The sequence below is a fragment of the Sphingobacterium corticibacterium genome (assembly GCF_004208525.1).
GTDB classification, from domain to species: domain Bacteria; phylum Bacteroidota; class Bacteroidia; order Sphingobacteriales; family Sphingobacteriaceae; genus Sphingobacterium; species Sphingobacterium corticibacterium.
The window spans coordinates 1,755,141-1,777,148 of record NZ_SGIT01000001.1 but is presented as its reverse complement, the minus strand read 5'-3'; the positions used below and the strand labels follow the sequence as shown (position 1 = coordinate 1,777,148).

General features: G+C 38.9%; 26 protein-coding genes, 1 tRNA gene and 1 pseudogene. 8 read left to right on the top strand and 20 right to left on the bottom strand.

Annotated features, from left to right (window positions below; all coding sequences use genetic code 11):
• Nucleotide 1: 1 nt before the first annotated feature.
• The 3 genes from EWE74_RS07695 to EWE74_RS07685 all read right to left on the bottom strand — a co-directional run bounded on the left by EWE74_RS07695 (nt 2) and on the right by EWE74_RS07685 (nt 3,996).
• Complete coding sequence (locus EWE74_RS07695) at nt 2-1,315, bottom strand: TIGR00341 family protein (RefSeq protein ID WP_130140885.1); 1,314 nt, start codon at nt 1,313-1,315, stop codon at nt 2-4.
• Between the two features lie 75 nt (nt 1,316-1,390).
• Nucleotides 1,391-3,406, bottom strand: a complete 2,016-nt coding sequence (locus EWE74_RS07690) for a BCCT family transporter (protein WP_130140884.1) — start codon at nt 3,404-3,406, stop codon at nt 1,391-1,393.
• Between the two features lie 248 nt (nt 3,407-3,654).
• Nucleotides 3,655-3,996, bottom strand: a complete 342-nt coding sequence (locus EWE74_RS07685; protein ID WP_130140883.1) for a four-helix bundle copper-binding protein — start codon at nt 3,994-3,996, stop codon at nt 3,655-3,657.
• 620 nt (nt 3,997-4,616) lie between these two features.
• On the opposite strand from EWE74_RS07685, the gene EWE74_RS07680 reads away from it, so the two are divergent.
• The 8 genes from EWE74_RS07680 (at nt 4,617) to EWE74_RS07640 (ending at nt 9,978) form a co-directional block, all read left to right on the top strand.
• Nucleotides 4,617-5,003: a hypothetical protein gene (locus EWE74_RS07680; RefSeq protein ID WP_130140882.1), complete on the top strand. Its 387-nt coding sequence runs from the start codon at nt 4,617-4,619 to the stop codon at nt 5,001-5,003.
• 116 nt (nt 5,004-5,119) lie between these two features.
• Nucleotides 5,120-5,656, top strand: coding sequence for a hypothetical protein (locus EWE74_RS07675; RefSeq protein WP_130140881.1), 537 nt, complete (start codon nt 5,120-5,122; stop codon nt 5,654-5,656).
• Between the two features lie 334 nt (nt 5,657-5,990).
• Nucleotides 5,991-6,704, top strand: coding sequence for a helix-turn-helix transcriptional regulator (locus EWE74_RS07665; RefSeq protein WP_130140880.1), 714 nt, complete (start codon nt 5,991-5,993; stop codon nt 6,702-6,704).
• A gap of 58 nt (nt 6,705-6,762) precedes the next feature.
• Nucleotides 6,763-7,221, top strand: a complete 459-nt coding sequence (locus EWE74_RS07660; protein ID WP_130140879.1) for a GyrI-like domain-containing protein — start codon at nt 6,763-6,765, stop codon at nt 7,219-7,221.
• A 7-nt stretch (nt 7,222-7,228) separates the two neighbouring features.
• Entirely contained in the window at nt 7,229-7,603 is a 375-nt protein-coding gene (locus EWE74_RS07655; RefSeq protein ID WP_130140878.1) for a DUF1801 domain-containing protein, read from the top strand.
• 307 nt (nt 7,604-7,910) lie between these two features.
• Entirely contained in the window at nt 7,911-8,132 is a 222-nt protein-coding gene (locus EWE74_RS07650; RefSeq protein WP_239018581.1) for a LytR/AlgR family response regulator transcription factor, read from the top strand.
• 189 nt (nt 8,133-8,321) lie between these two features.
• Nucleotides 8,322-8,873 carry an OmpA family protein gene (locus EWE74_RS07645; RefSeq protein ID WP_130140877.1) on the top strand — a complete coding sequence of 184 codons (552 nt, stop codon included), beginning with the start codon at nt 8,322-8,324 and terminating at the stop codon, nt 8,871-8,873.
• A gap of 139 nt (nt 8,874-9,012) precedes the next feature.
• Nucleotides 9,013-9,978 carry an arsenic resistance protein gene (locus tag EWE74_RS07640; protein WP_130140876.1) on the top strand — a complete coding sequence of 322 codons (966 nt, stop codon included), beginning with the start codon at nt 9,013-9,015 and terminating at the stop codon, nt 9,976-9,978.
• A gap of 99 nt (nt 9,979-10,077) precedes the next feature.
• Here the strand turns inward: EWE74_RS07640 and EWE74_RS07635 are convergent, their stop codons facing one another.
• The 17 genes and pseudogenes from EWE74_RS07635 to prmC form a co-directional block, all read right to left on the bottom strand.
• Nucleotides 10,078-10,434 carry a nuclear transport factor 2 family protein gene (locus EWE74_RS07635; RefSeq protein ID WP_130140875.1) on the bottom strand — a complete coding sequence of 119 codons (357 nt, stop codon included), beginning with the start codon at nt 10,432-10,434 and terminating at the stop codon, nt 10,078-10,080.
• Between the two features lie 2 nt (nt 10,435-10,436).
• Nucleotides 10,437-11,021 (bottom strand): FMN-dependent NADH-azoreductase, encoded by a 585-nt coding sequence (locus tag EWE74_RS07630; RefSeq protein ID WP_130140874.1) that lies wholly within the window; start codon nt 11,019-11,021, stop codon nt 10,437-10,439.
• Between the two features lie 35 nt (nt 11,022-11,056).
• Nucleotides 11,057-11,905 (bottom strand): sigma-70 family RNA polymerase sigma factor, encoded by an 849-nt coding sequence (locus EWE74_RS07625; protein ID WP_130140873.1) that lies wholly within the window; start codon nt 11,903-11,905, stop codon nt 11,057-11,059.
• Between the two features lie 147 nt (nt 11,906-12,052).
• On the bottom strand, nt 12,053-12,421 hold the full coding sequence (locus EWE74_RS07620; RefSeq protein ID WP_130140872.1) for a nuclear transport factor 2 family protein: 369 nt from the start codon (nt 12,419-12,421) through the stop codon (nt 12,053-12,055).
• A gap of 183 nt (nt 12,422-12,604) precedes the next feature.
• Nucleotides 12,605-13,042: an antibiotic biosynthesis monooxygenase family protein gene (locus EWE74_RS07615; RefSeq protein WP_130140871.1), complete on the bottom strand. Its 438-nt coding sequence runs from the start codon at nt 13,040-13,042 to the stop codon at nt 12,605-12,607.
• A gap of 32 nt (nt 13,043-13,074) precedes the next feature.
• On the bottom strand, nt 13,075-13,512 hold the full coding sequence (locus EWE74_RS07610; protein ID WP_130140870.1) for a carboxymuconolactone decarboxylase family protein: 438 nt from the start codon (nt 13,510-13,512) through the stop codon (nt 13,075-13,077).
• Nucleotides 13,513-13,627: 115 nt separating this feature from the next.
• Complete coding sequence (locus tag EWE74_RS07605; RefSeq protein WP_130140869.1) at nt 13,628-14,140, bottom strand: DinB family protein; 513 nt, start codon at nt 14,138-14,140, stop codon at nt 13,628-13,630.
• Nucleotides 14,141-14,288: 148 nt separating this feature from the next.
• Nucleotides 14,289-14,744: a DoxX family protein gene (locus EWE74_RS07595; protein ID WP_239018580.1), complete on the bottom strand. Its 456-nt coding sequence runs from the start codon at nt 14,742-14,744 to the stop codon at nt 14,289-14,291.
• Between the two features lie 69 nt (nt 14,745-14,813).
• Nucleotides 14,814-15,716 carry an NAD(P)-dependent oxidoreductase gene (locus tag EWE74_RS07590; RefSeq protein WP_130140868.1) on the bottom strand — a complete coding sequence of 301 codons (903 nt, stop codon included), beginning with the start codon at nt 15,714-15,716 and terminating at the stop codon, nt 14,814-14,816.
• A gap of 25 nt (nt 15,717-15,741) precedes the next feature.
• Nucleotides 15,742-16,383 carry a hypothetical protein gene (locus EWE74_RS07585; protein WP_130140867.1) on the bottom strand — a complete coding sequence of 214 codons (642 nt, stop codon included), beginning with the start codon at nt 16,381-16,383 and terminating at the stop codon, nt 15,742-15,744.
• Between the two features lie 290 nt (nt 16,384-16,673).
• The gene (locus tag EWE74_RS07580) at nt 16,674-17,549 is read right to left on the bottom strand and encodes a helix-turn-helix domain-containing protein (protein WP_130140866.1); all 876 of its coding nucleotides are present in this window, start codon (nt 17,547-17,549) and stop codon (nt 16,674-16,676) included.
• A gap of 246 nt (nt 17,550-17,795) precedes the next feature.
• The gene (locus EWE74_RS07575; protein ID WP_130140865.1) at nt 17,796-18,203 is read right to left on the bottom strand and encodes a RidA family protein; all 408 of its coding nucleotides are present in this window, start codon (nt 18,201-18,203) and stop codon (nt 17,796-17,798) included.
• A 231-nt stretch (nt 18,204-18,434) separates the two neighbouring features.
• Nucleotides 18,435-19,526: an oxidoreductase gene (locus tag EWE74_RS07570; protein ID WP_130140864.1), complete on the bottom strand. Its 1,092-nt coding sequence runs from the start codon at nt 19,524-19,526 to the stop codon at nt 18,435-18,437.
• A 60-nt stretch (nt 19,527-19,586) separates the two neighbouring features.
• The gene (locus tag EWE74_RS07565) at nt 19,587-20,171 is read right to left on the bottom strand and encodes a Crp/Fnr family transcriptional regulator (RefSeq protein WP_130140863.1); all 585 of its coding nucleotides are present in this window, start codon (nt 20,169-20,171) and stop codon (nt 19,587-19,589) included.
• A gap of 33 nt (nt 20,172-20,204) precedes the next feature.
• A pseudogene (locus EWE74_RS21285) lies at nt 20,205-20,300 on the bottom strand (DUF1348 family protein); the annotation flags it as partial.
• Nucleotides 20,301-20,875: 575 nt separating this feature from the next.
• Nucleotides 20,876-20,948: transfer RNA gene (locus tag EWE74_RS07550), tRNA-Lys, on the bottom strand.
• A 103-nt stretch (nt 20,949-21,051) separates the two neighbouring features.
• Complete coding sequence (gene prmC, locus EWE74_RS07545) at nt 21,052-21,924, bottom strand: peptide chain release factor N(5)-glutamine methyltransferase (protein ID WP_130140862.1); 873 nt, start codon at nt 21,922-21,924, stop codon at nt 21,052-21,054.
• Between the last annotated feature and the right edge of the window lie 84 nt (nt 21,925-22,008).

The following is a 22,008-nucleotide window of genomic DNA, read 5'->3' as shown; positions in this document are numbered from 1 at the left end:
TTCACGGCCTTTCTTCGCCGGATGTCTTCTTAATAAATTCTAAACTGTCCTGCGGAAACTGACTTTTTATCCATTCTTGAAGTTTGTTATCCTGTTCTCCCGTGAATGCTTCCGTTGTGGAGTATATGAAGGCAATATATTTGGCGAGGCTATCCTGCGTTACATATTGGTTTTGGATGCCGATGCTATACTTATTGACCTCGGGAAAAAGAATCGTCATATTGCTACGTAACCTGTCATCCATCATATCATATTTCGCCAACCTGTTGTTCAATGCACGGATCGTCAGGTCCTTTTCATTTACAGAAGTATTGCTCTGATTAATCTCATTCAGAATACTCGATCTAAGGTCCAGACTGTCCTGTCGTATGATGAGCTCGGTATTCTCTATGCCAAAGGTCTGCATAGATCTCTCCAAGCTATTTATTTCGCTCTCGCTGAATTTCTTTGCTAAAAAGGCGAGTTCTAAACGCTTTGGCGAGGTATTCTGTAATAATCTTTCGTAAATCACCGTATAGCCCTTTTCGGTGAGTTCTTGTTGGACAAAATCATGTACCTTGTAGGTATATTTTCTCTCCTGTAGCAGTTTGTATGCGAAATAAAGACTAGGCAATACCAATATAAGCGTAATAATGGTTATGCTCTGCGTAATCCGCTTCTCTTTCTGCTTATCCACATAGTGCATTTTGGGATAGCGGAGGTACTTAACGATGACGAATGTCGCCAGACAGATAAACACGCAATTAATGATATACAGATACAATGCGCCTGCGAAATAATTTATGTTCCCTATAGCCAGTCCGTAGCCGGCCGTGCAGAGAGGAGGCATTAATGCCGTGGCAATCGCTACTCCCGGTATTGGGTTACCTTTGTTCACGCGCGTAGTAGCTATAACACCGACCAGACCTCCAAAAAAAGCTATCAGTACATCATAGATATTCGGTGAAGTACGGGCTAAAAGCTCAGACTGTGCCTCCTTGAACGGACTCAGGGAAAAATAAAGGAACGAGACCAAAAGGCTTATACCTGTTGCAATCAAGAGATTTTTGATCGACTTCTGAAGCAGGGCAAAGTCGAACGTTCCCAATGCAAATCCCGCACCTACGATCGGCCCCATTAACGGGGAAATCAGCATAGCGCCGATGATCACTGCGGTGGAGTTGACGTTCAGGCCAATGGATGCAATAACAATGGCACAGGCCAGTATCCAGGCATTGGCACCACGGAAGGAAATGTTGCTGACAACACTCTCCAGTACGGTTTCCTTTTTGTCTTCCCCATTATGAAGGTCAAAGAAACGAAGGATTTTGCTCATATTCTGACGGGTGTTTTTATAGAAAAGTAAATATAGGAAAAAGAAAAATGCGTTTAAGTTATCGTCCTACGATCGTTATCTGAACCTACGGTTGGTATTGCTACTGATAAACATTTCATTGCGTTCTTCAGAAATAATCTCTATAAACCGCTCGTAATGTTTCAGTACATCGGAAATCAATTCGTTTTTGGTAAAAAACCGTACATCATATCCCTCGCGGTCATCGCCAAAATAGGATTTAGGAAAAAAAGTTTGGTTTCCTTCTATATCCGGTAAGTTTTCTTCATTCAGCAGGTAATCGGATACAATTCTCGATTCTCCTTTTACCCCGTACAAAAAATTATTTACAACATCATATTTAATCTCTATCTCTATTCTATGGGGATTTTCATAGAGATTAACTTTAGCCTCGACATCATTTTTGGAAAACTCCTCCTGCAATTCCATAAAGGCATCTCTAACTGTTGTATTGATAAAACCAACGACAGACTTCTTATCACTGAAGGAGACGATCTGTTTCAGACGCTCTTTCCAAAACTCGCCTGACCAAGGTATGGTCGTTGCTGAAAAATCACGTTCGTAATAGCTTCTGTCAATGGACAGTGCTTTTATCAGGCTGACGATGAACAGCAGCATGATAATCGAAAACGGCAACGCCGTAATCAATGTCATACTTTGCAGGGCCGTCAGTCCGCCAGCGTTCAATAGCATCAGTGCCAATACGGCAAGCAGCACACCCCAGCCGATGGTCTGCCATTTCGGAGATATCCGGGCGTTTTTTGTCGCTATACTATTCATGACGAACATACCCGAATCGGCAGAAGTGACAAAGAAGATAATGATAATAGCAATCGTCAAAAAACTGGCGATTTCGGTTAATGGCAGATATTCCAAGAAACGGAACATCAGGGCATCCGGATTGCCAGCAAGTTGGCTCAACGCCCCGTCGGCAACGTTAGCATCAAACCATATCGCACTGTTTCCAAAAACAGTCATCCAGATAAAATTAAACAACGTAGGGATAATCAAGACCGCCGCTACAAACTCCCGTATTGTTCGTCCCTTCGAAATTTTAGCGATAAATAGCCCGACATAAGGCGACCACGAAATCCACCATGCCCAGTACAGTATTGTCCAGTCGTAAAACCACTGCTGGGTGTTCTCTTCGTACACATGCGTGTTGAATGTCAGGCTAAAGAATTCATTGATATATGTCCCGATCCCTTCCGTGAAACTTCCTATCAGATATACCGTAGGGCCGAGGATCAAAACAAAAAGTAAGAGTATGACAACACTTACAATATTGATATTGCTCAATATCCGTACGCCTTTGTCTACTCCGCTTACAGCAGATATAATAGAAAGTGAAACCAATACACCGACAATCAGCACCTGATAGATAAAGCTGCTTCCCGGCAAGATATTCAGTGTTTCCAGACCAGAATTGATCTGCACAACCCCGAAACCCAATGTGGTGGTAATTCCAAAAAAAGTACTGCAAAGTGCGAATACATCAATGGTGTTGCCCCATGTGCCTTTTATCTTATTCTTCAACAGAGGATAGAAACAGCTCCGCAAGGAAAGGGGTAAACGATAGCGATACGCAAAATAGGCTAAAGATAACCCCACAATCCCGTATATAGCCCAAGCGTGGATACCCCAATGGAAGAAAGTATAAAGCTGTGCGTCTTTGGCTCGCTGAACAGCCGTATTTCCCGAAAAAACTTCATTTGAATAATGCTGCATCGGTTCTGCAACACTGAAATACATTAACCCGATACCCATACCGGCAGCAAAAAGCATAGAAATCCACGAAAAGAAGGAATAGGTGGGTTTGCTGTCATTTCTTCCCAACCGGATATTACCATATTTACTGAACATCAGATAAACTAAGAACAAGACAAAAATGGTTACCGACCAGACGTAAACGTAATTCAGGTTCACAAAGATAAAATCTTTGATTGTGCTGAGCAGGTCTTCGGTAAGGTTCGGAAAAATAGCCGACAACAGACAGATTCCCACAATGAAAATCAAACTTGGAACAATGACCCCTTTACTGAGTGTCGTTCTTATTCTTACAGGTTTTTTCATATGGAATTTTAAAATACTTGGTCTTTTGGTAATAGCATTCAAGAAATAATCAAAGAAGTTCTGCTCGTACCCCAAATACCATATTTGGGAAGTACGGAAACGACTGTACAAACCTAATTAAATTCATTTTGATATACAATCTAAGCAGCTTTGTATAGAAAATTAATACCATATGAGCACCACGCCATGCGATTCGGCTGTTTCCTACTATTGAAATTAAGTATCGAAACAATATCCCTCGGCTGAGGCTAAGCCGCCGACATCTCCTTACATGTTTTGGCACAGACGCGGCAAGCTTCAGCACACTCACGGCAATGCTCCATGCCCATACCTGCATGCTTTTCGCATTCGTCTGCACATCGTTCACAGATATCTGCACATATTTTACAGAGCTCTGTACTTAACTGTCCATCGATGCTCATAACTTTTACAGCAGCATCACAGATGATAGTGCATTCCAGATTCAATTGGATACATTTTTTAAGGTGTTCGAGATCTTTTTCATTTAAACAGGCAGCTGCACACTGGCTACAGAACACGGCACATTCTCCACATGCTTCTATACAATCTTGAAATTTTGTCTGTATCATAATGTTAAAATTTTTGTTATATATGACCAGAACAGATGAGACAATTATTTGTTCGGTTTAATTTTATCTTGGAACTGAAGCACATCGTTACGGCCTCCACGGCCGGGATAATATAGTAAGGTTACAGCACTTTCTAAGATCGTGCATATCAACCCAAGCATTGTGTAGGTGCTTGAATGTCAGTAATATGAATTCGATGTAGATGTTTTGTATATACAAAAATATTCCTGTATACACTATGTTATACGCTGAATTATTGTACTTTGATTTTTATAGCGAATTTCGTTTTAGAACATAAAATATAGAAAGACACATTATCCGGGATTAAAGAGTACACGGAATTTCACATGGTTCATGCACATATTGGAAGAACCAGATTGAATAATTGCGGAGGAAATGAAACCATCATGATTTTTCAGACCACACAGAGGCTGAATAAACCGAGCTTGCGAGGTCTTGAACACCGTTGTATACACTGGTGAAAAATCTGATAGCTTCATCACAGAAAAAAGCAAGTTTAAATAGATGAAATGATAACTACTGATGCCAAAGCTGAATATCGATATGAGATAGGCCTAATGGACGCATTTTACCGACATTTTAATAAAATCGCACGATAAATGAACAGCAACACGGAAAAATTGGATTTTGATTATCTGCCCAACTTCAACCAAGAAGAGATGGAAAGTCTTTTAAAAGCGTACGAGCAGTACCTGAAACAGAGCAGCTCGGTAAGGATACCGGGATTCTTTATGTTGGGTACGATAGGGATTTTTCGCATGTTACAGGATAGTATACCCAGAAATCAGTTGATTGCCCTCGTTGTTGTAGTGATGGCTGTTTTACTCATTTGGTTATTTGTTATTGGCTATAAGCTCATCAAACAAAAAAGGAGCGTAAAAAATCAGCTGGAAACTATGGCAGACGTTCAAAACTATCCGTTTAAAGAAGTAAAAAAAGAATTCAATACATTGGTGAAATCCGTCTATAAAGGTCCGAAAATATAATCCCCGAAAACTTGCCACTGTCCTGCATAAGCTACCGCTCAAAAAAGGATATAAATAAATGGCTTGTGTAAGCTTCATTTCCATTAAAAAACACCTGAGTATAAATAATTATTCAAATGAAAAAAATATATTACATAAAATGCCTGTTATTGGTCGCTTTGACCGGTGTGGTTTCCTGCGGACCCTCTCCCAAAAAGGTGGTCGCACAGACCTGGCTGAATACCAACAATATTACAACGTACTATTCGCCAAAGTTCTTTAACGAACTGATGGAGAAGAAAGCAAAGAACAATATCACCGTTTATAAAGATGGCGCGGTAACAAAGGGAACTGCGGTAGCGTATGTCCAGCAATATGTCATTGCAACCATTGACGAAAACTTAAAAAAGGTTGAAGGTCTATCGGCAAAAGGAGATAATAAAGAACTGATAGAAGCATCGTTGGAAGTATTCAGATACAGCAAAAGCGTTTTTGAAAACGAATATCTTGAAATTGCGGCGATGATCGATGAGGAAAAGCCATCGGAAGAAATTCAAGTTGCTATTGATAACCTGTTTGCAAAACACGATGGAGAAATGCAGATCCGGTTCGAGCGATTGGACAGCTACGCCATACCTTATGCCGAAAAGCATAATGTTCCGATTATAAAATAAACTTTTAGTAAATATATCAAAGGTTAAAAACAGGAATCCGTTCAAAGCGTCTCTTTTCGGAAAAGATACAGGGATTGCCCAACTGCAAAAATATTTTGAACAGTCCATAGAAAAAATGAAAACTAACCCTGCAAGGGCAGTTCTCAAAAATGCGGTGGAGCTTGCCATTCATTATATTAGCCGATTCTGCCTTTTCAGTGGAAGAGGAGTTGTTGCATCCTACCAAAATAATTGCGAGCCACAATAATATTACTAAAAATTAGTAGAAAATGTTATTGAGTTAAAAGAACGGTGCAAAAACTTTATTAATACCTTTGTAATTTCAGTATTGATAATGAATGACAACGATACAAAACGAATTTCACGACTAACTGCAATACTCACACAGTTGCAGACTAAACGCCTATTAACCTCCTCCGAACTTGCAGACAGATTTTCGGTAAGTAAACGCACAATTTATCGTGATATTAGAGCTTTGGAACAAGCTGGAGTTCCTATTGTAACGGAGGACGGGAGAGGTTATACTCTAATGGAACATTATAGGCTTCCACCTGTTACATTTACAGAGAGTGAAGCCAACGCGTTAATTACAGCAGAACAATTAGTCTTAAAAAATAAGGACACTTCGTTCATTAAAGATTATACAGAAGCCATTCACAAAATAAAAGCGGTTCTAAAATACAGTATAAAAGATAAAGCCAATTTGCTTTCTGAAAGGGTTCAATTTAGACAAAACAACGGAAATGAAAAAACAAGTAATTATTTATCGGATTTACAATTCGCGCTAACTAACTTCCGTTTGGCAGAAATACAATATTTCGACGAAAAGAATAAAAATACAAGTAGAATGATTGAGCCTTTTGCCTTGTACAGTACACAGGAGAATTGGTTGCTTATTGCATTTTGCCGATTACGCAAGGAATATAGGGCTTTTAGACTTGACAGAATAAAAAAGATCCATGTAGTTAGCGAGACGTTTAAACCCCACAAAATTACTTTGGAAAAATATTTTGAAATGTGTCGTGAAAAATATTTTTCAAACCCTTGACATACTGTTGTCGTAACTTGATTTTAATTTTGTGGTGTAACACTAAAAATCAATAAAAATGAACAAAGTAAAAATTGAGCCATTCAATATAATTGGAATTTCGGTAAGAACTACAAACGAAAACGGACAGGCTGAAAAGGAAATTGCAGATTTGTGGGGCAGGTTTATGAATGAAAAAATTTTGGAAGCAATTCCGAACAAAATTGACAATACAGTATATTCTATATACACCGACTATGAAAGCAACCATGCAAAGCCTTATACGGCAATTTTGGGTTGCAAAGTAGTAAACATAAACGAGATTCCTAACGGAATGATTGGCAAATCGTTTGACGGTGGAAGCTATGTAAAAGTATCTGCCAAAGGGGATTTAATGAAAAGGCTAATTGTGGACAAATGGACAGAAATTTGGAAAATGAATTTAGACAGGACTTTTACCGCTGACTTTGAAGTTTTTGGAGAAAAAGCTCAGAATCCAGCAGATGCAGAGATTGACTTTTTAATTGCTGTAAAATAAGTAGAGAATGCGAGAAGAACTTCACAATTACTATCTGAGCAAAGAAGAACCGAACAAGAGTTGCTTGCTTGCATTAAGAGACATTATTCTTAATCACGACACAGACATTACGGAAACGCAGAAGTGGGGAATGCCCTGCTTCTGCTATAAGAAAAAAATGTTTTGCTATCTATGGACAGATAAAAAGACGGACGAACCCTATATCCTTATGGTAGAAGGAAAGCTTCTTGACCACTACGCACTGGAAGAAGGCAACCGTTCCCGAATGAAGATTTTCAGGGTTAATCCAAACAAAGATTTGCCCATTGAAATAATTGAAGAAATCTTACAAAAAGCAATTAACCTTTATAAAGCAGGAATAGTAAAACTAAAGGCTGATTGACCCTATTTAAGGAAATAGAAAAAGTTGGGGAGAGTTTCTTGTACATCGAATATAAGATTCCCATTTCATCTTTGCCCACGATAATGAAATAATACACCTTTTATTTCTAATACTTCTCTTAATCGAACCCCTGGGTCCTTATCCCGCTGGTACGGAGCTCGAACCTTTTACTGGAAGATTTAAGAAGGTTAATCCAATTGAAAGATAGTCTACATTTCAAATACTGCATAGAATATTACATTTACTAATTCAAACACTGCCTTTGCTGTTTTATGGTTTTAGTTTTGCTATTATTGTGGCAAGTTTGATGAAAATTAAACCCAACATTTCTAAATCACTTAAAGAATATGCAGATTTACTGTGTCCCAACGGATTTTTAAGAACGCATCAAAGCCACTTGGTAAATCCAAGATATGTGAAGAGCTGGTTAAGAGAAGACGGCGGTATTCTACTCTTATTATCCGGTGAAAAAATACCCATTTCTAAACCTAACAAGCATAATGTAAAACAGGCCTTACAGCAGTTATAATTAGGAATAGCTGCTCCAAAAGATTTAGCTTTTCCACTTCTGTGATTGCGGCTAGTTTTATTCACGGAGCAATAAAAGGACAGTTTACCTCCAAGTGTATAGCATACAGCCAAAATCATACGTTTTGCTAGGGAGGATAAAAGAATATATAGTATCTTTGGAGTATACACGTTAATAAAGGAACATACTATGAAGCGTATAATAAAAAGCCTTTTAGCAACAAGTTGCGTGCTATTAGTCTTACACCTGTCTGCCTGCAAGTCCAAAAAAATCATGGTTAATCCAAGTAGCCAGATTGAACAGACACCCGTACGGGAAGAACCTGTAGAGGTAGTGGAAGAACCTGTCATTGCTCAGGAAGAACCACGTAGAGACCCTGAACCTGTGGTCGAAAAACCGAATTTCAATTTCAAGAACGTCCTGTTTGAATTTGATTCTAGTGTACTCAAAACTGAGTCGTATATGGTGTTGGATAATATCGTCCGAGAAATGCAGAAAGATCCGTCGGCCAATTTTATCATCAATGGTCATTCATCCGTCGAGGGTACGGCCCAATACAACCAATCGCTATCTGAGGACAGGGCCAATGCGGTCAAGCTTTATATCGTCAACGCCGGAGTACCATCCGAAAATCTTAGCGCTAGAGGATTTGGTGCTTCCAAACCGGTCGCATCCAACGATACAGAAAGTGGGAGGGAACAAAATCGGCGGGTAGAAATACAAAAAAAGCAACCCCTTTAGAGTTGCTTTTTTTGTGAACCCTTTGGTACGAAACTCGAACCTTTTATTGGAAGATTTGAGGCTGTTGAATCAGTTGAACTTCAAAAGCGTAAGGAAACAGCAATAGTCAGACTTTATTATTTCAGAACTTGGACTTTAAATGATTAGCAGGGAAGTACTTGAAGAAAAGCAAATCGGCATATACATTATCACACTCATAATAAGTGCCTTTGTCGGGCTATATTGGAACAATAGTAACATCCTCGAAAAAACCATCGAACCTATAATCGGAATTTTGCTTTACAGTATGTTTTGCCAAATTCCGTTTTTAGAGTTGAAGCAAGCACTAAAAGACCGTTCTTTTTTCAAGGCTTTGTTATTTGGGAATTTTGTGCTAATCCCTCTATTGGTTTGGGTTTTAATAAGCGTTTTTCCAACAACATCAATAGTAACGCTCGGAATACTTTTGGTTCTGCTTACGCCCTGCATTGATTATGTAATTGTTTTTTCGCATTTGGGAAAAGGCAACTCCAAAGCTGTTTTGGCTTCCACTCCCTTACTGTTCATTTTTCAGATGTTATTGTTGCCTTTATACTTATGGCTTTTTCTTGGAAAAGAAACAATACACATCATTGAGATAACACCATTCTTAAAAGCATTTCTTTATTTAATCGTCATTCCGTTTCTGCTTTCGATTATAACACAAGTGGTATCAAAATCAAACAACAAAGCCGGAAATGCAATTTTAGATTTTTCGGGATGGTTGCCTGTTCCGTTTATGGCGCTGACTTTTTTTGTTATCATTGCTTCTCAAATCGGAGTATTGTATAACAATCCCGAACCAATCTTAAACGTTGTTCCTATTTATGTAGCGTTTGCGGTTATCGCACCATTTATCGGAAAATTGTCAGCCAAAATATTCGGGGTTCATTTTTATGGGTCAAGAGCAATTTCATTTTCCACAAGTACAAGGAATTCATTAGTCGTCTTGCCTTTGGCTCTTGCTTTACCTGCTCCCGAAAATCAATTGGTAGCGGTCGTAATTGTCACACAGACAATCGTTGAAATTTTCTTTGAACTGATATACATAAAAGTAATACCTGCCTTAACAAAAGAAAGCAATTAGCATTCGTAAACAATAAACCAAAGCTCCGCCTCATCGGGAGTAGCCCCATGCCAATGAGGAAGATTAACCATGCATGTTGATGCCCATCACAGATTTCTGTTATTTTACTTCTATCGTAGGTGTGTTATTTATTATTTTCCAATGTCCATTATCCCGAATGCATATTATCAATGAATGAAAGATAAGAAACTGACTCTCCAAAATTACTCGTGCAATAGCCATATTGTCTGATTGCTTTATGTTGTTTATGATCAAGCTCCTTGGGCTTCCTCCGAATCGCTTGGTACGGATGAGTTCGATATAGTCAGATTTTGAGAATACAAAAATCCCCCTCTCATCGAAAAACCCGTCCTGTATATTCTGAAAGCCGTGATGTAAGATACTTTCCAATGCTGCTACATCACGATTGTCGCCAGCTTTTACAAATGCTTCGATTACTTTTTCTGCCTGTTCCATTTTTATTTGTTTAAGATGTTCGTAAATAATTCTATTTGATGGTTTAGTTGTTGTTTGGCAGATTCTTTATCATCCGTTCCGTTCAATGAATAGTAGTAAATATCCCTAATGCCAATGAAGTTTAATATCTGCTGTAGATGCATTTCTACTAGATTGGGCAAAGCTGAATCCAGTTCCCCCATAGTGGAGAGAATGTATGTTTTTTTATTTTGCAGCAATCCGATTGCTTTGTCCTCGTCGTATCTGAAAGTTTTACCTGTACGCAACACCAAGTCGAAATATGCTTTCAGCGAAGAGGGAATACCAAAATTATACATAGGCACTGTGATAAGGATTTCATCACATCCGAATAGTTCTGCTATCAACTGGTCAGACAATTTTAGGCGGTCTGAAGTATCCCCGGCAGTATAAAATTTCTCAAGTACTTCCTGCTCAAGATGGGGAATGTGGGAGGTGCCGACTTCCCGTATGCTGATGCTCCCTCCCGGATTTAGTTCTTTCCATGCCCGTACAAAATTGTCTCCCGCATTGCGGGAATAGGAGTTTTTTAAACGTAAGCTACTGTCAATTCGCAATAATGTCTTCATCTTTTTTACTCTTTCTATGGAAGACAGTTTGATTGCTAAATATGTGACAACTTGGTAATATTTTTTAGCTTATCCGGGTCTACAATGGAATATATTTTCTGTATTAATCCATCTGCGCTTAATTGGAGGATATGACAGTTATGGAGCTTTTCATGTTCCCAAAAACAGATAGCAGGCTGATGATTGAAAAATTGAAAGGTAAATGTTTTGCCCATCAGAAAATGCTGCTGTACATAAACCAATAAAGTGGCTGTAGCCGCTTTTCCTATTTCCGAACCGCTCACTACCTGCACTTTAGTACCCCCGTCCGCACTTAGTTTTATGTCGTTTACCAATAAGTTTTGCAATTCTAGGATATCAGCTTGAGCTAATGCTTTCTGATACTTGCCCAGGCTCTCAAATGATTGACCCGAATGGGGGATATAATTTGTGTATTTACTATCTTTTAATTGTTTGTTGGCCCTGCTTAATAGCTGGCGTGAATTTTCTGCGCTTATTTCAAGCAGTTCGGCTATCTCTGCATGGGAATAATCGAAGCCCTCTTTCAATATGAAAGCCGCTCTTTCTTTTGGGTTTAGGTACTCGAGCAATACGAGCATGGTATAAGTGGCAGTTTCTTCTTTTATGAGTTTTGTATCAGCATTTTCAAACGAAACAGGTTCGGGGAGCCATTCGCCGAAAACCTCCTTTTTACTTTGACGGTTTTTAAAATTTATGGCATGATTAATCGTGCTTTTAATCAAAAAGTTGGATTCGTGGCGAATGTCTGATTTATCCAATGTAATGTATTTTTCAAGTACATCCTGTACCAAATCTCTGGCATCTTCGTAAGAACCAACGATATTATAGGCATAGGTCAGGAGTTTATTATAGTTCTTCTGCATTGGTTTTAAAATTTTCTTGAATTATCTCGCTGTCGAGATATTATGTCTGCAGCATACACATAAAAATACTTTGTTCGTTCGCAAGATTTCCTTCTTCTGTTATTCATGACAGGACGATTTTCCCTCTTCAAATTTGCCGCCGTTTGATTAAATAGCCATTCCACTTCCACCAACTACTTTTATACCTTCGGGAAACTTTTTCCAAAAACGGATATATCTATATTTAGCTTCAAAAGGCTCATTATTATAATCTCCTTTTAACTCCATCTGCAAAGTAATGACAGCCAAATCCTCTATGATGTTCAGTTTTTCAACTTTGGGAATGATTTCGTTTACTTTTAAGTTTCCCGCACGATAAGTTTGCAAATCCATTTCTTTGGTTATGGTCTGACCACTGGGAATTACAAAAAGTAAATCAGCATGCAATAGCTTGTCGAGTACTTCCGTATCACTATTTTTGATGGCCTCGTAAAGTGTGTTTTCGAGATTTAAAATTTCATTCTTTTTAATATGCATATTATAATATCTTTAATGATTTCTTTATTCAACTTTTATGTTTTCTGTAAAATTAACGATATCCTACATCTATTAAAATCCGCTTCTTGTGGAATCCAGCCAAGTTTTTCTTATAGACTTTAAGACATCACTGTTTTATACTTTCTTGAAGATAATTTTTAAATCTGTTTTAAATCCATCCGCTTACTCCTCTACGACCTGATAAATATCCCTTTCCATCGTAATGCCATTTTGTTCTAAAAAGGCGGGCATATTAATCCCTGCTTTTTTCATCAACTCCCGTATAACCACTCTGGCGTCGTCCATCCGCTGTCGGTCTGCCCAAGTGGCAACCGTAATGACCCGAAGGTCTCCACTATCGCCTGTCTGTTGAAAGATTTCATATTTCACAAAGCCGGGCTGCTGCCGAAGTGTATTCCTGATGAAAAGCGATTTTTCGGAATACGCCGTGATAGCTTTTTGGGGAATGCTGATTTTATCAATGATGGCGACCTGTTCTGTAATAGTATGATCTTTTCTGTTATTCTGTTCCATTTTGCCTTGATTTTTATGTTGACCAAAAGTATTCACCGCCATAAGGATAGGCATGATAAAGATGATGGTTTTAATGTTTGTTTGCATAATTGAGTATAATTTTTAGTTCATTATTCTTTTTATACTACCGTTTTCTTGGTGCTGATTACAATCCTATTCCATGCATTTATCGTAACAACCACCATTATGATCCGTGCAATCTGATTTCCATCAAAAAGTTTTTCGGCCAGTCTGTACGTTTCATCGCTTAACCCGTTTTGGCTGATTAAGGTTACTTCCTCGGTTATGGCTAAAATTGTTTTCTCTTCTTCGGTAAATAATCCGGTTTCTTTCCAAGCGTTGAGCAGGAAAATTCGCTGTACGGTTTCGCCCTGCTTTAATGCGTCCGAAGTGTGCATGTTGATGCAAAAAGCACAACCGTTGATTTGCGATGCACGGATCTTAATCAGGTACAAGTACGTTTTCGAAAGTCCTGAATGTTGAATGTAGTTTTCCAGAACACGCATTGCTTTGAATGCATCCGGTTCAAGCTGCTGTATGTCAATTCTCTTTTCCATATTTATTTTTTGTTTGTATTGAAGCCTACACGACGATCTTGTGAAGAGTGAAACGGTCTGTAAGCGTCAGGTGTTACCTTAATTTTTCATTTTTATAAAATTATCGATTGCTTTATTACTCCTTATTTTTCGTATTTAAATTTTTAGCTTGACTTATCCAAGTTGGTGCAGTATTAGTAGTTTGCTTTAACAATAAGTTTAACTGAGCTGAATGATGTTGAATATGTCTTATGTTATAGATCAATATTTCAAGAAAAGAATAGTTTTTGTATTCGTTAATCCATCGCTTGTTTAATTTGTCTGTATCAAGCTCAGATATGAATAGATTTGCTTTTTGTCGGCAATGCGCTAAATATGTAAGAACTTCGGTTTTTGAATAGGTCCTGTCAGGCATTTTACCTGTTGGGTCAAACTCTGACAAATCAAAAGGTGGTGGCGGAGCAAATTTACCTGGATCCGTGGTTAAATAATAATCTGTCCAAAAGGTGCAATGGTAGGAAGCATACCAAAAGCCTATTTCTGTATCCCAATGCTCGTCCGGACACATAATAATTGCATTTTCAAGCATATCAAGGCTTGCACCGAATTGATTCCAAATTGCTTCTTTTATTGATATTGTATTTGCCATATTTTTCTGTTGTTACTTAGCTTTTGAAAGCACCATTTTTATTGCTAAAAAAGTTAATACACTGGCCATAAACCATTTTTGAACCCTTACCCAAAGTGGATTTTTTGTAAGAAAAGCAGCCATTTTTGCAGCGCATCGTTGTTTAAATTTAAGCTGTGAGTTTTTTGGATATCAAATTGTCCAGTGAATATTTTCCACTTCCCTGAATGAATAGCGCCAGACATAAGCCGAGCATCAGTAAATGATATTCGAATCCTTCACCTTCCTTATCGCCAAACCAGTTCATAAAAAAGCCATGCTCAAGATGTCCTCCCAATAAAATTATCCCTGTAAAAAGACCTCCCATTGCGATCGCCCAAAAACGGGAGGCAAAGCCTGTTATTATAAAAATGGGTGCAAAGAATTCTATTAAAATAACTAATAACCCCACCAGCCACGGCTGTCCCATCTGTTGCAGCCCCTCCAAAGTTTGGGTAAACCCAAAGCCACCAAACCAGCCCAACATAGCCCGCGCTCCGTGTGGAAACATAACGATACCGATTGTCAGTCGAATGATCAGACCTGTATAATCATTGTGCGTATTAAAAAATTTCTGTTTCATCATTTTCCTTTATTATTCTAGTTATATCTTGTTTGTATCCCCTTTAAATATTGTGGTCAATGCTGGTAATTGCTATTGTTTCCCTAGTAGTTCGAATAAACTCGAAAATCCCTGCGCTCCATGCCCATCAGCTATTCTACGGTCCATGAGGTTTTTGATTTCTTGCATGCGCAGAGTTTCCACATTTTTTGATTTTCGATGATTGATGAGGTCATCAAACATCGCGGCTTGAACCTGAAGCGGCCCCAAGTCGGGCTGGTATGTACCCAACTTAATTTCATTGACTATTAGGGACAGCAGCGGGCCATAGCCCTGTAGCGTGCCCGCAACCCGATGTGCAAAAGCGGCCAAATCCACTCCTTCCTGATGCACCAATTGAAGGGTATGCAAAAAACCTATTAAAAATTCATAGCCAATAGCTACCTGCGCTAAAAAATCTACAGCCGCGGCTCCTGCGTCTTCTCCGTAGTAAGTAATGGCACCTAGCTTTTCCAACAGCGGATACTGTGCATCAAAAACGGTTGGCTTACCACTGAATAATAACTGTGCTTTGGCGGTTCCGATGTCTATTGGGTCAGCCAATATTTTGCCATCGATATAGGAAGCGTTCTGTTTTTCAGCCCACTCAGCAAAATCACGAGCCTGAGCAGGTGTGCCGCTCGTTAAATTGATGAATACTTTTCCGGCAACCGCACCAGCTACCTGTTTGAGTACTTCATCCACAGCCGTATTGTTTAACAAGCAGATCACAATCTGATTACTGGCAACAACTGCCTCACTAAGTATTTCTATACCCGCTGCACCTGCTTCAACTAGTGGTTTACATTTTTCCGCATTACGGTTCCACACAACCGTATCATAACCTTGATTGATAAATGTATGGGCTATTGCGGCTCCCATATTACCCAATCCAAGTACCGTTACGCTCTTCCTTTTGTTGTGAGGTATTTCTGTTTTGATGTTATCTATATTCATATTTAATTGTATTTTAAAAGTTCTTTTAGAATACGCTTCGCACAAAAAGTCCAAAGTTGCTGTAGTGTTCAGTATTTGGCCCGTATTGGTCAAAGTTTATACCCAAACCATATTGTACACCTTTATTGTCCACTCCTAATCTTGCATATTGCACGCTCTTTAAGTGCCCGTTCCCATGCATTGAAGTAATATATTGAAGCTGCAAACGCGCATAAAGATTAAAATCCTGATTTTTGCTTCCTTGATATTCCACAGAACCGAACAGCTCAAGACTGGGTTTAGACCAAACATCCATTCTCGTAAAAATGAGATACGATAAATCATTTTTTTTATTGAAAAACCAAACAAAAGCCGAAGGCACAAACCGATTTCCCGGTGCATAGATAGAACCGAAACCGGTTGCCCAGCGTTTATTTATTTCGTAAGTAAGATACGATTGGCTCATCACTTCAATTCCGCGTTTTTTGTCGTAAGGAAGCAAAATAGAAGACGTATTAAAAAATCCAAACGGCTTTTCCGCTATGATTTTACCGGAAAACATATGCTGATAATAGTAACTCGAATGCCCTGCAGTGATTTCTACAGGAACTTGCGCCCGGCTGTGCAAGTAGCACATGCTGAAAAACAAGCAGGCCAGCAAGTATTTTATTTTCGTTGTTTCTTTCATCGTTCCCTTCAAATTTCTTTTTGTTAGGCTGTGGTCGGATAATTATTACAGTCAACCACTGTTTAAAATATGGACACATGAAGTGCAGAAAACGTGACAACCTATTCAGGATATTTTCTTCCGTTGGTGATTTGTCTTGTCTTTTCGTAACGAAAGAAATACATCTTATCTAAACTTCATTGTACGTTTTATGTAATACCATACGAAGATATGAAGGAGCCTAGCCGTCAATACTGTAAGTATGACGGCAAAAAATGTAGTTTTTTCTGTTTTTGATATAGAACCTGCGATTATGCAGGAATTTCAATTGTATTTTTGAACTCAGTGGGGAGCTGACCTTCGTAGCTTCTGAATGCACGGGAAAAATGGGAAGAGTCTGTGTAGCCAAGTTGATAGGACACTTCCTTGACAGACATATTCCAAAAGCTCAACAGGTACTTTGCCTCCTGCATGATATGAAACTCAATCCATTTTTTCGCCGAAAGCCCGGTGTATTCAACTAATATTTCGCTCAGGTATTTTGGCGATATATGTAACTGTTCCGCATAAAAAGCAACATCTTTATACTGCGAGAAATTCTTTGAAACTAATTCTCTAAACTTTACAACGGTATGTTCTTTACCGTTGAGTTCCTTTTTATTGCCACGGTACAGGTTCCAGAAATATTTCTGTGAAATGATCAGGATCGAATATAGTATTCCCGATACTGCTTCGGGCTTATCAGCTATTGCCCGAAGTGTGCTGAATAGCTGCTGCATTTCCTCAAATTGCCTGTCGGTGAGTTGCATTACACTCTTTTCATCGGGGCAAAAAAATTCGAGGGAATAGAAAAATGACCTGCTGAAATTATTTACAAAAATATCATCATAAAAAAATAACGTGTCATTTGAGGGAAAACTGGTATTGAGCCATTGACAGGTCATTCCGGGGCCAATCGTCAACAGGCTTCCTCGTGTTAAATCATAATCGGTAGTGCCTATCCTGATGCGGGCTCCTTCACCATAATACAGACCTATAGTATAAAAGTAGTTTTTAAAGGGATTGGTGATTTTCAAGTCTTCAAGACACGCTTTTGATGCCAGATAATAAGGCGCTATATTGCCATCATTTTTTTGAGACCTTAAATATCTGAGCAGATCAAAGTTGTCTGAATGTTTTTGTATCATAAGGAAGATGTCTAAAAATTAGTATAGTCCTGGGAATGCTTTTCCGTCCAGATTGAAAAATGATAATTATGAAATGTGAAGTTTATTCTCATGTCAAACTTAGTATATCAGAAAATACTAAAATACGCAATTATTATCATTTGATAATGTATGGTTATTTATACTTCGTTGTCTATAAATGTCCAGAATAAACAAGGAGTAGATACTGCTTATCCACTCCTTACTGTGACTGGTTTAATTTTCGTATTACTTTTCCCAATCTGCCAGCGCATCAGCCACAGCAATGGCTTCAATCTCAATCAATGCATCAGGCGAAAACAATGACGATACTTCAAAAATAGTATCTGCCGGATAAGGGGGGGTAAAGTATTTGCCTCTCAATTCGACAATCTTCTCAAAGTTCTTCATGTCACGGAGCATGATAGTGACCTTAACCACGTTTTTCAGACTTGAACCTCCAGCTCTCAATACCTTGTCCAGATTTTCAAAAGCCATTTTTGCCTGTGCATCAAAGTCACCTATGCCTATCAGATTTCCTTCCTTGCCAATAGCGGTCTGTCCCGAAATAAACAACAGATCGCCTACACGATGTCCCTGTGCCAGACGGAATGGTTCATAAGCGTCCGGCGTAATTTTAATCTGTGAAATTTTCATGATAATAATTTGTTTTTTAATGGCAATGAAGCTTGCTTGAGTTGATTTTTATGTATCCTTTTTTCAATGGTGAGACAAGCAGGTTTCATTTTTTATTTATTTGAAGTTATAGATGTGTTCCTTTGTGCGAACGTTTTTCCTGTGATGGCCTATACTGAAAGTAAAGTGCCGATTATCAAGAATCTGTTCATTTTCATTGTTCTCTTTCTAACTATTTTCAAGATTTAATTCTTAGACGATTTTCCGGGTATGGCTAAGGGTTGCCTCCGGCCATAACATTTCACGGTGAAAAGAAATCAAGGGTAGTCCGTTCATGGTTTTCATCACCCAATGGGGATCTGCTAAGGCTGCTTTTCCGATAGCAACCAGCGTGGCGTGGTTGTCCTTCAAGGCAACTTCTGCCTTTTCAAGATTGTGGAAACCACCGTTGGCGATTACAGGAATGCCCGTTGCCTGCCGGATAACCGATGCCAATGATATTCCGTCTCCAAAAAAGCTGTCCCGTTCCCATTGGCCCGTCTGCACCGCTACGTGAACAAAATCGGGTTTGCTCACCTTTATTTCTTCTGCCAGTTCTTTAGCTGTTTCAATACCATGTTTCCAACGGTAGGTAAGGTCATTTACTTTCCCCTCTGAAACCCGTAAACCGACAATGAAACTCTGTGGCACGGAAGCCTTTATACCAGCAATAATTTCAGCAATAACACGGAAACGGTTCTGCATAGTGCCACCATATTGGTCGTTTCTGTGGTTCAGTTCCGGTGTGAGGAACTGGTCTAACAAATAACCATTTGCCCCGTGAATTTCTACGCCGTCAAAGCCTGCCTTATAAGCGTTTACAGCTCCATTGATAAAGCCCTGTTTCATTCTTTCAATATCCGTCAAGTCCATTTCTTTAGGGGTAGGAAATGCCCCCTGGCCACCGTAGGAGCACATCTTTGTGCCAATAGGTTTTAGGGCAGACGGAGCTAAGGTGTTCTCACTATATTGTGATAAAGCACCTGCGTGCATCAACTGAGCGAATATAAGAGTAGGCGACTCATGGACTGCGCGGGTTACCTTTTCCCATGAAGTGCTTTGCGCTTGGTTTACAAGTGCAGGTTGGTTGTTATAACTTTGGCTACCGTATACATCGGTATAGATGCCTTCGGTAATGATAACTCCAAATCCTCCAATTGCAAATGCGGAATAATAGTCCTTCATTTCGTCCGTAACCAAGCCGTCCGCGGTAGCGCTCACACGTGACATGGGGGCAACTACCGTCCGGTTAATCAATTCTCTTTGCCATATAATGGCGTTCTGAAAAATAGGATGATGTTTCATTGCTTCTTAATATTATGAAGCAAAGTTGTCGGTAATTGATGGAGAAAAAATTGACCTAGGTCAAGACGGTTTATTTTTTTTCTTAATGCGGCTTATAAATTCAGCTGACACACCCAAATACGATGCAATCAGATATTGGGGTACTTTGGACGCTATGTTTGGGTAGTTTTCCAAAAAGGCAAAATATCTACTTTCGGCATCGAACACATTGTTATAGATAATTCTCTTTTGCAATACACCCAGGTAACTTTCCAATATTAACCGAAAGTACCGCTCCAAACGGGGAATTTCAACCAGTAATTGCTGAAAAGAATAATGGCTAATCTGTAAAACGGTCGTTCTTTCTATGGCTTGTATGTTGTATATGGAGGGCTTCTGCTTGGAAAAGCTATCTAAGTCAGAGGCCCACCAGTCGTCAATGGCAAAAAACAAGATTTCCTCATTACCTTTGTCAGCGTTGATGTAAAACGCCTTCAATGCCCCGGAAACGACATAACTATCATAACGACAGGTATCGCCGTTACGTAAGAGATAGTCTCCCTTTTCCAATGTCTTCTCCGTCCAAAAACGGTGGAAAGTAGAAATTTCATCCTGCGTAAGATTTATATATTTCGAGATGTTTTTTAATAAAGTATTTTCGACCATATAGGTATTCCGTTTTCGTTTACAATATAGTAATTATAAAGACCTGTCAGTCTCCTTTACTTCGAGATCATTGATACTTGCATATCGTTTCTTCATAAAACCGTTCTCGTCAAACTCCCAATTTTCATTAAAAACAGACTTCTGGTGTAGTCTACTTAATCAGCTTCACGGCTTAAATATTCCCATTTTCTATATTCATTTAATCTAGCATCATTCATTCCTAATACTTGATCATAAGCAGTGCCCCCGAGGATTATTTTCTTGGGCGGTTCATCAATATCAACAATTTTGGACACAACCGCTAACGCTAAACTGAGTTAAAAAACAAGTGAAATGCTAATTTCTATTTCTTCAATACTTAACTTACCCAAGTTCGATTATAAAAGACTTCAATAACAAAACCAAAGCCCAAAACACGGAACGAGCAAATATCATAGGTGAGATCGATGCGTTGAACAAACGCTATCAAAATGCGCTATTGAAAAATGCGGATGGAGAAATGGCAGATGACGATTTCCAAGAAGTAAAGAAATTGACCAAAGGAAAGATGGAGGTTTTGGAACGTAGATTAAACGACTTGGCCACTGGGATTGGCTCAGCCCCGCAAGGCTCCAACTCTTCCCTGAGCCTTCAAGAATCGAACCCTTGGGTCCTCATCCCAGCTATAACAAAAAAAGCAACCCTTTTTGAGTTGCTTTTGTTTGTGATCCCGCTGGGATTCGAACCCAGGACCCATACATTAAAAGTGTATTGCTCTACCAGCTGAGCTACGGAATCTTACTTCATTTGTGTTTGAAGTGTTGCAAAGGTAGAAAAAATGTTCACTTTTGCCAAATGACTGCTTGTTTATTTTTTGTACAAGCCTTTAACGGACTGTTTTTCATGAAAATAATTTTTTGAAACTCGCTTTTATCATTCGATCTACTTGGTTTAGATCCTGACGTAATGTGACTTGCTCATACCCTTTCTTTAATAGAAGATCATATGTCTCTCGACCCAAATATTGGTTGATTTCAAAATAAAGACTACCGCCAGGTGATAAATGTTTCTTCCCCATTTCAGCGATGACATCATAAAAAAGAAGAGGAGCCTGCTCTTCCACAAAAAGCGCGCTATGTGGCTCGTAAAGTAAAACATTCTGGTGCATGTCTTTTTGCTCACTTGGTGTAATATAGGGCGGGTTGCTGACGATAATATCATATTGCTGGTTTTCTTGTAGAAAGCTATCCCATTCCAAAATATCCGCTTCGATAAAGTTTACAGAAAGATTTAGATTTGTGGCATTTGTACGAGCAACCGTTATAGCCGGACTTTGCAGGTCAATAGCATCAACCTGTGCATGAGGAAACTGCTTTTTAAGTGCTAGCGCGATGCAGCCCGACCCTGTACCGATATCGAGTATGGACATCTGTTCGTTATTTTGATGTTCCCTAACAATCCATTCCACTAACTCTTCGGTTTCCGGACGCGGAATTAGTGTGTGTTCGTTTACGGAAAGACAAAGGCCATAGAAATCTGCTTTTCCCAGGATATGTTGTATCGGGCGCCCCGTTTGCAGTTCCTCGAGTATATTTAAAAATTGTGGCAATACCGTTTCCTTAACTTCGCTTGTACTGTTTAACATATAGTGCATACTGTTTTTTTTCATTACAAAAGCGTAGGTCATCAAAAACAGTTGTTTAATTTCGGCTGGAGAATATAGTGGTAATAAAGCTTCTCGATAAATTTCCGCTATATCTTTGAAATTTTTCATCTTAATAAATTGTCTTTTAAAGTGGTAATAAACTACAAACTTACAAAAGCTGATTACACTTTTGATATTCTTTGGTAAATGCTA

Excerpts from the sequence above, each read along its gene's own strand:
- EWE74_RS07695 (WP_130140885.1), bottom strand. The coding sequence starts at position 1,315 with ATGAGCAAAATCCTTCGTTTCTTTGACCTTCATAATGGGGAAGACAAA.
- EWE74_RS07690 (WP_130140884.1), bottom strand. The coding sequence starts at position 3,406 with ATGAAAAAACCTGTAAGAATAAGAACGACACTCAGTAAAGGGGTCATT.
- EWE74_RS07685 (WP_130140883.1), bottom strand. The coding sequence starts at position 3,996 with ATGATACAGACAAAATTTCAAGATTGTATAGAAGCATGTGGAGAATGT.
- EWE74_RS07680 (WP_130140882.1), top strand. The coding sequence starts at position 4,617 with ATGAACAGCAACACGGAAAAATTGGATTTTGATTATCTGCCCAACTTC.
- EWE74_RS07675 (WP_130140881.1), top strand. The coding sequence starts at position 5,120 with ATGAAAAAAATATATTACATAAAATGCCTGTTATTGGTCGCTTTGACC.
- EWE74_RS07665 (WP_130140880.1), top strand. The coding sequence starts at position 5,991 with ATGAATGACAACGATACAAAACGAATTTCACGACTAACTGCAATACTC.
- EWE74_RS07660 (WP_130140879.1), top strand. The coding sequence starts at position 6,763 with ATGAACAAAGTAAAAATTGAGCCATTCAATATAATTGGAATTTCGGTA.
- EWE74_RS07655 (WP_130140878.1), top strand. The coding sequence starts at position 7,229 with ATGCGAGAAGAACTTCACAATTACTATCTGAGCAAAGAAGAACCGAAC.
- EWE74_RS07650 (WP_239018581.1), top strand. The coding sequence starts at position 7,911 with ATGAAAATTAAACCCAACATTTCTAAATCACTTAAAGAATATGCAGAT.
- EWE74_RS07645 (WP_130140877.1), top strand. The coding sequence starts at position 8,322 with ATGAAGCGTATAATAAAAAGCCTTTTAGCAACAAGTTGCGTGCTATTA.
- EWE74_RS07640 (WP_130140876.1), top strand. The coding sequence starts at position 9,013 with ATGATTAGCAGGGAAGTACTTGAAGAAAAGCAAATCGGCATATACATT.
- EWE74_RS07635 (WP_130140875.1), bottom strand. The coding sequence starts at position 10,434 with ATGGAACAGGCAGAAAAAGTAATCGAAGCATTTGTAAAAGCTGGCGAC.
- EWE74_RS07630 (WP_130140874.1), bottom strand. The coding sequence starts at position 11,021 with ATGAAGACATTATTGCGAATTGACAGTAGCTTACGTTTAAAAAACTCC.
- EWE74_RS07625 (WP_130140873.1), bottom strand. The coding sequence starts at position 11,905 with ATGCAGAAGAACTATAATAAACTCCTGACCTATGCCTATAATATCGTT.
- EWE74_RS07620 (WP_130140872.1), bottom strand. The coding sequence starts at position 12,421 with ATGCATATTAAAAAGAATGAAATTTTAAATCTCGAAAACACACTTTAC.
- EWE74_RS07615 (WP_130140871.1), bottom strand. The coding sequence starts at position 13,042 with ATGCAAACAAACATTAAAACCATCATCTTTATCATGCCTATCCTTATG.
- EWE74_RS07610 (WP_130140870.1), bottom strand. The coding sequence starts at position 13,512 with ATGGAAAAGAGAATTGACATACAGCAGCTTGAACCGGATGCATTCAAA.
- EWE74_RS07605 (WP_130140869.1), bottom strand. The coding sequence starts at position 14,140 with ATGGCAAATACAATATCAATAAAAGAAGCAATTTGGAATCAATTCGGT.
- EWE74_RS07595 (WP_239018580.1), bottom strand. The coding sequence starts at position 14,744 with ATGATGAAACAGAAATTTTTTAATACGCACAATGATTATACAGGTCTG.
- EWE74_RS07590 (WP_130140868.1), bottom strand. The coding sequence starts at position 15,716 with ATGAATATAGATAACATCAAAACAGAAATACCTCACAACAAAAGGAAG.
- EWE74_RS07585 (WP_130140867.1), bottom strand. The coding sequence starts at position 16,383 with ATGAAAGAAACAACGAAAATAAAATACTTGCTGGCCTGCTTGTTTTTC.
- EWE74_RS07580 (WP_130140866.1), bottom strand. The coding sequence starts at position 17,549 with ATGATACAAAAACATTCAGACAACTTTGATCTGCTCAGATATTTAAGG.
- EWE74_RS07575 (WP_130140865.1), bottom strand. The coding sequence starts at position 18,203 with ATGAAAATTTCACAGATTAAAATTACGCCGGACGCTTATGAACCATTC.
- EWE74_RS07570 (WP_130140864.1), bottom strand. The coding sequence starts at position 19,526 with ATGAAACATCATCCTATTTTTCAGAACGCCATTATATGGCAAAGAGAA.
- EWE74_RS07565 (WP_130140863.1), bottom strand. The coding sequence starts at position 20,171 with ATGGTCGAAAATACTTTATTAAAAAACATCTCGAAATATATAAATCTT.
- prmC (WP_130140862.1), bottom strand. The coding sequence starts at position 21,924 with ATGAAAAATTTCAAAGATATAGCGGAAATTTATCGAGAAGCTTTATTA.